5 protein-coding genes are annotated in these 6,445 nt (G+C 46.0%); all 5 read left to right on the forward strand.

All coding sequences use genetic code 11. From position 1 onward, the window contains the following. Positions 1–68: 68 nt before the first annotated feature. Genes ilvD through ilvC form a run of 5 tightly spaced genes read left to right on the forward strand, consistent with a single transcriptional unit; the run spans position 69 to position 5,977 of the window. Positions 69–1,868 (forward strand): dihydroxy-acid dehydratase, encoded by a 1,800-nt coding sequence (gene ilvD, locus WKT12_RS09605; protein ID WP_021970234.1) that lies wholly within the window; start codon positions 69–71, stop codon positions 1,866–1,868. A 24-nt stretch (positions 1,869–1,892) separates the two neighbouring features. Beyond that, positions 1,893–3,590, forward strand: coding sequence for a biosynthetic-type acetolactate synthase large subunit (gene ilvB, locus WKT12_RS09610; RefSeq protein WP_340319555.1), 1,698 nt, complete (start codon positions 1,893–1,895; stop codon positions 3,588–3,590). Between the two features lie 12 nt (positions 3,591–3,602). Then, entirely contained in the window at positions 3,603–4,157 is a 555-nt protein-coding gene (gene ilvN, locus WKT12_RS09615) for an acetolactate synthase small subunit (RefSeq protein ID WP_021970232.1), read from the forward strand. Between the two features lie 8 nt (positions 4,158–4,165). Then, positions 4,166–4,909 carry an acyl-[acyl-carrier-protein] thioesterase gene (locus WKT12_RS09620; RefSeq protein ID WP_340319556.1) on the forward strand — a complete coding sequence of 248 codons (744 nt, stop codon included), beginning with the start codon at positions 4,166–4,168 and terminating at the stop codon, positions 4,907–4,909. A gap of 24 nt (positions 4,910–4,933) precedes the next feature. Next, entirely contained in the window at positions 4,934–5,977 is a 1,044-nt protein-coding gene (ilvC, locus tag WKT12_RS09625; protein WP_021970230.1) for a ketol-acid reductoisomerase, read from the forward strand. The last annotated feature ends 468 nt before the right edge of the window (positions 5,978–6,445 follow it).

The following is a 6,445-nucleotide window of genomic DNA, read 5'->3' on the forward strand; positions in this document are numbered from 1 at the left end:
TATGTATAGAAGCCTTTCTCGCCAGTGTTGAGAAAGGCTTTTTACTTAATGAAAAGGAGATAAATGTAATGAAACATCAGTTACGCAGTTCGATGAGTACCGAAGGTCGCCGTATGGCAGGAGCAAGAGCCTTATGGGTAGCCAACGGTATGAAGAAGGAAATGTTTGGGAAGCCCATTATTGCTATCGTAAATTCATTTACGCAGTTTGTCCCGGGGCATACGCATTTACATGAAATAGGCCAGCAGGTAAAAGCAGAAATCGAGAAATTAGGATGCTTTGCCGCTGAATTTAATACTATTGCCATAGATGACGGTATTGCAATGGGGCATGATGGAATGTTGTATTCTTTGCCTTCCCGCGACATTATAGCCGATAGCGTGGAGTATATGGTGAATGCACATAAGGCAGATGCGATGGTCTGTATTTCGAATTGCGATAAGATAACTCCGGGAATGCTCATGGCTGCCATGCGATTGAATATCCCGACTGTATTTGTTTCCGGTGGTCCGATGGAAGCAGGAGAATGGGGCGGTATGCATCTTGATTTGATTGATGCCATGATTAAGTCGGCCGATCCTACTGTCAGCGATGAGGATGTGGCTGAGATTGAGTGTCATGCTTGTCCCGGATGCGGTAGCTGTTCCGGAATGTTCACCGCCAATTCCATGAACTGCCTGAATGAAGCTATCGGATTGGCCCTGCCGGGAAACGGAACAATTGTTGCAACTCACGAAAACCGTAAACGTTTGTTCCGGGATGCTGCCGAACTGATCGTGAAAAATGCATATAAATATTATGAAGAAGGTGATGACAGCGTATTGCCGCGCAGTATCGCTACGCGTCAGGCCTTCTTGAATGCCATGACACTGGATATTGCAATGGGAGGTTCTACTAATACTGTATTGCATTTGCTGGCGATTGCACACGAAGCAGAAGTCGATTTTAAAATGGATGACATCGATATGTTGTCACGCCGTGTACCTTGTTTGTGCAAAGTTGCCCCCAATACCCAGAAATATCATATTCAGGATGTCAATCGTGCAGGCGGTATTCTTAATATTTTAGGCGAACTTGCCAAAGGCGGGCTGCTCGATACTACCGTACATCGTGTAGACGGTACTACACTTGGAGAGGCAATTGCCAAGTACAATGTCTGCAAAGCGGATGTAGATGCTGAGGCTATTCGTATTTATACAAGTGCACCGGGCGGTAAATTCAACATCCAGCTGGGTTCTCAGAACAATACGTATAAAGAACTTGATACAGACCGTGCTACTGGTTGCATCCGCGATTTGCAACATGCTTACAGCAAAGACGGTGGACTGGCTGTGCTGAAAGGTAATATTGCCCAGGATGGTTGTGTGGTGAAAACCGCCGGAGTAGACGAAAGTATCTGGAAGTTCTCAGGCCCGGCCAAAGTATTCGATTCACAGGAATCAGCGTGTGAAGGAATTCTTGGAGGTAAGGTTGTGAGTGGCGACGTGGTAGTCATTACTCACGAAGGTCCGAAGGGCGGGCCGGGTATGCAGGAAATGCTTTATCCGACTTCATACATCAAGTCGAAACATTTGGGAAAAGAATGCGCTTTGATTACAGATGGCCGGTTTAGTGGAGGAACTTCCGGTCTGAGTATCGGACATATTTCTCCCGAAGCAGCAGCCGGTGGAAATATCGGTAAGATAGTAGACGGAGATATCATTGAGATTGATATACCCAACCGTACGATAAATGTAAAACTCACTGATGAAGAGCTGGCAGCACGTCCGATGACGCCTGTAACTCGTAACCGTCAGGTTTCTAAAGCCTTGAAGGCTTATGCCAGCATGGTAAGCTCAGCCGACAAGGGTGGAGTAAGAATTGTATAAAACCATTATTCTTCATTTTGATTTATGGCTAAAGAAAGAATTACGGGATCGGAAGCATTGATGCGTTCATTAGAGCATGAAGGAGTAAAGACTCTTTTCGGTTATCCGGGAGGAGCTATCATGCCTGTATTCGATGCCTTATACGATCATAGAGATAAATTGAACCATATACTGGTTCGTCACGAACAAGGGGCTGCACATGCAGCTCAAGGTTTTGCCCGTGTGTCGGGAGAAGTTGGAGTTTGTCTGGTAACAAGTGGTCCGGGAGCTACGAATACCATTACAGGAATAGCCGATGCTATGATAGACAGTACGCCTATTGTTGTCATAGCAGGGCAGGTAGGTGCCGGATTGTTGGGTACAGATGCCTTTCAGGAAGTAGACCTGGTAGGCATTACACAACCAATTTCGAAATGGAGTTATCAGATACGCCGTGCGGACGACGTAGCATGGGCGGTTTCACGTGCCTTTTATATCGCACGAAGCGGACGTCCCGGACCGGTGGTTCTCGACTTTGCAAAGAATGCGCAAGTTGAAATGACCGATTACGAACCGGTAGACGTTGATTTTATCCGCAGTTATGATCCCGATCCGGAAACGGATATGGACGAAGTAGACAAGGCGGCAGAACTGATAAACAATGCTCAACGTCCCTTGGTATTGGTCGGACAGGGCGTAGAACTGGGCGGCGCACAGGAAGAATTGCGTAAGTTTGTCGAAAAGGCTGATATGCCTTGTGGATGTACTTTGCTGGGACTTTCGGCACTTCCTTCCGGTCATCCCCTGAACAAAGGTATGCTGGGTATGCACGGGAATCTTGGTCCGAACGTCAAGACCAACGAATGTGATGTGCTTATTGCAGTAGGAATGCGTTTCGACGACCGTGTGACAGGCGATTTATCTACTTATGCCCGTCAGGCGAAAGTCATTCATTTGGATATCGATCCTTCTGAAATTGGTAAGAATGTACCTGTAGATGTACCTGTGCTTGGCAACTGCAAGCGTACATTGTCTGCGCTGACCGAACGGATAAAACCTCAGAAACATACCGAATGGATTGCCAGTTTCCAACCATATGAGGAAACAGAATATACCCAAGTCATAAAACCGGAAGTATTTCCTGCAGAGGGACCGTTGAACATGGGCGAGGTGGTTCACGCAGTGAGCGAGGCAACCAAAAATGAAGCGATACTGGTTACCGATGTCGGTCAGAACCAGATGTTAGCTTGTCGCTATTTCAAATTCACGAAGAACCGCAGTGTTGTAACGTCGGGCGGTATGGGTACGATGGGCTTCTGCTTGCCGGCAGCTATCGGTGCCACCTTCGGATGTCCCGAACGTACAGTCTGTGCCTTTATGGGCGACGGAGGTTTGCAGATGACCATGCAGGAGTTGGGAACAGTGATGGAGCAGAAAGCACCGGTAAAGATTATTCTTATGAATAATAATTTCCTGGGCAATGTCCGCCAGTGGCAGGCTATGTTCTTCAAACGCCGTTATTCATTTACTCCGATGATGAACCCCGACTACATGCAGATTGCTTCGGCATATGGTATTCCTTCTCGCAGAGTGATAGACCGTTCCGAGTTGAACGACGCCATTCGTGAGATGCTGGAAACCGACGGACCGTTCCTGCTGGAAACCTGTGTGGTGGAAGAAGGAAAGGTATTGCCTATGACTCCTCCGGGAAGTCCCGTAAACTATATGCTGTTGGACTGTTAATTAAGAGTAACTATGGATAATAAGACATTATATACGATAATCGTTCATTCGGAAAACATTGCCGGTTTGTTGAATCAGGTAACGGCTGTATTTACACGTCGCCAGATAAACATCGAAAGTCTGAACGTGTCTGCCTCTTCCATCAAGGGAGTACATAAGTATACCATTACTTGCTGGACTACCCCTGATATCATAGAGAAACTGGTACGTCAGATAGAAAAGAAAATGGACGTGATACAGGCACACTACTTTACCGACAAGGAAATCTTCCAGCGTGAGGTGGCCATGTATAAAGTTTCTACGCCCGAATTTCAGTCGACGGCAGAACCTTCGAAAGTTGTACGTCGCTATGGCGCACACATTGTAGAAGTAAATCCTACCTTCTCTGTGGTAGAAATGACGGGCATGAGCGACGATATCACCAGCTTGTACCAGGAACTGAAAAACCTGAACTGCGTACTGCAATTTGTCCGCTCAGGAAGAATTGCAATTTCGACCAGTTGTTTTGAGCGTGTAAACGAATATCTGGCACATCGGGAAGAACGATATAAAAACGAAAAACAATAAAGAAGGTTATGAGTGAGGATAATAAAGTTAGTACCTACCAGTTTGTAGCAGAACCGTTCCACGTAGATTTTATGGAAAAGCTTACGATGGGCGTATTGGGTAACCATCTGTTAAACTGTGCTGGCTTTCATGCGGCAGAGCGCGGCTTCGGCATTGCCACCCTGAACGAGAACCATTATACATGGGTGCTTTCACGTCTGGCAGTGGAAATGGAGGAAATGCCCCGTGCATACGAGAAGTTCAGCATCCAGACGTGGGTGGAAAATGTGTACCGTCTGTTTACCGACCGTAATTTTGCTATCCTGAATCAGGACGGCAAGCCGATAGGATATGCACGTTCTATCTGGGCAATGATCAGCATGGAAACTCGTAAGCCTGCCGATTTGCTTGCATTGCATGGCGGCAAGATTACCGACTATATTTGCAAGAAAGACTGTCCCATAGCCAAAGCCGGCCGTGTAAAGGTGACAGAGCAGACTCCTTGTTCCGAGTACTTGGTGAAGTACAGCGACATTGACCTCAACGGTCATGTCAATAGTATCAAGTACATCGAACATGCACTCGATTTGTTCCCACTCGAAATGTTCCGCAATAAATCTATTCACCGCTTCGAAGTGGCATACGTTGCCGAAAGCTATTATGGCGACAAGCTGAGCTTCTATCGCGAACAGGTGGGCGAGAACGAATACGATATAGAAATAAAAAAGAACGGCATGGAAGTTGTCGCTCGTTGTAAAGTGATATTTAACTGATTTTTTAATAAAAAGATTGTAATTATGGCACAAATGAATTTTGGCGGCGTTACTGAAAATGTAGTAATCCGCGATGAGTTCCCCTTGGAAAAAGCACGTGAAGTATTGAAAAACGAAACAATAGCTGTCATCGGTTATGGTGTACAGGGCCCCGGACAGTCCCTGAATCTGCGTGACAATGGTTTCAACGTAATTGTAGGACAGCGTCAGGGCAAGACATTCGAAAAAGCTGTTGCCGACGGTTGGGTACCGGGCGAAACCTTGTTCAGCATCGAAGAAGCTTGCAAGAGAGGTACTATTATCATGTGTCTGTTGTCGGATGCTGCCGTTATTTCTGTATGGCCTACCATCAAACCTCATCTGACTGCTGGCAAAGCATTGTATTTCTCTCACGGATTTGCCATTACATGGAACGACCGTACCGGTGTGGTTCCTCCCAAAGATGTCGACGTTATCATGGTTGCTCCTAAAGGTTCGGGTACATCTTTGCGTACCATGTTCCTCGAAGGACGTGGCTTGAACTCATCGTACGCTATCTATCAGGATGCTACCGGCAAGGCTTACGAACGTACTATTGCACTGGGTATCGGTATCGGCTCAGGTTATTTGTTCGAAACAACCTTCCAGCGTGAAGCTACATCCGATTTGACAGGTGAACGTGGTACATTGATGGGTGCAATCCAGGGCTTGCTGCTGGCACAGTATGAAACATTGCGTGAACACGGACACTCACCTTCGGAAGCATTCAACGAAACAGTTGAGGAACTTACTCAGTCGTTGATGCCGCTGTTTGCAGCAAAAGGTATGGACTGGATGTACGCTAACTGTTCTACAACTGCTCAGCGTGGTGCATTGGACTGGATGACTCCGTTCCACGATGCTACCAAACCGGTATTCGAAAAGCTGTACAAGTCGGTTGCCGAAGGCCACGAAGCACAGCGTTCTATCGACTCAAACTCTCAGCCGGACTATCGTGATAAACTGAACGAAGAACTTCGTCAGTTGCGCGAAAGCGAAATGTGGCAGACAGCCGTAACCGTTCGTAAACTTCGTCCGGAAAACAACTGATAAACCACTTTACAGATAAATAAGAAAAGCTCCTTTCGCAGTGAATACGCTGCCGAAAGGGGCTTTTTTCGTATCAGGGTGCAGGTATCTGCCGGACTCGGCATGATTTGCCATGACGCTGTACATGTAACTATCCTTTTCGGCTTCTGTATGCATTTTCTCCGGCATGTAGAGAATGAGTCGTCTGCGTCTTTTTGGGAAACCTCTGCATGTCTGGATAATTTTTTGTACAAAAAATAAAATCTTTTGTACAAATTTTCAGAAAACGTCTCGATGTTTTTCCGGAGAGCCGCCGGATTTCTTTTCCATACATCCGCATATTAGTGTCAAAGCTTGTAATATCATACAAAACGTAAACAGATTATGACAGGAAATTCACGTTAAAAAAGTAATTATTTATCCGTCAATCGGAATAAAATCGTTATTTTTGAGTTCAACTTAATTTATCTTTACAATACAAATTACTGA

It is taken from the genome of Phocaeicola sp. HCN-6420 (assembly GCF_037890145.1).
Lineage (GTDB): Bacteria > Bacteroidota > Bacteroidia > Bacteroidales > Bacteroidaceae > Phocaeicola.

Coding starts and splice junctions, on each gene's coding strand:
- ilvD (WP_021970234.1), top strand. CDS start 69: ATGAAACATCAGTTACGCAGTTCGATGAGTACCGAAGGTCGCCGTATG.
- ilvB (WP_340319555.1), top strand. CDS start 1,893: ATGGCTAAAGAAAGAATTACGGGATCGGAAGCATTGATGCGTTCATTA.
- ilvN (WP_021970232.1), top strand. CDS start 3,603: ATGGATAATAAGACATTATATACGATAATCGTTCATTCGGAAAACATT.
- WKT12_RS09620 (WP_340319556.1), top strand. CDS start 4,166: ATGAGTGAGGATAATAAAGTTAGTACCTACCAGTTTGTAGCAGAACCG.
- ilvC (WP_021970230.1), top strand. CDS start 4,934: ATGGCACAAATGAATTTTGGCGGCGTTACTGAAAATGTAGTAATCCGC.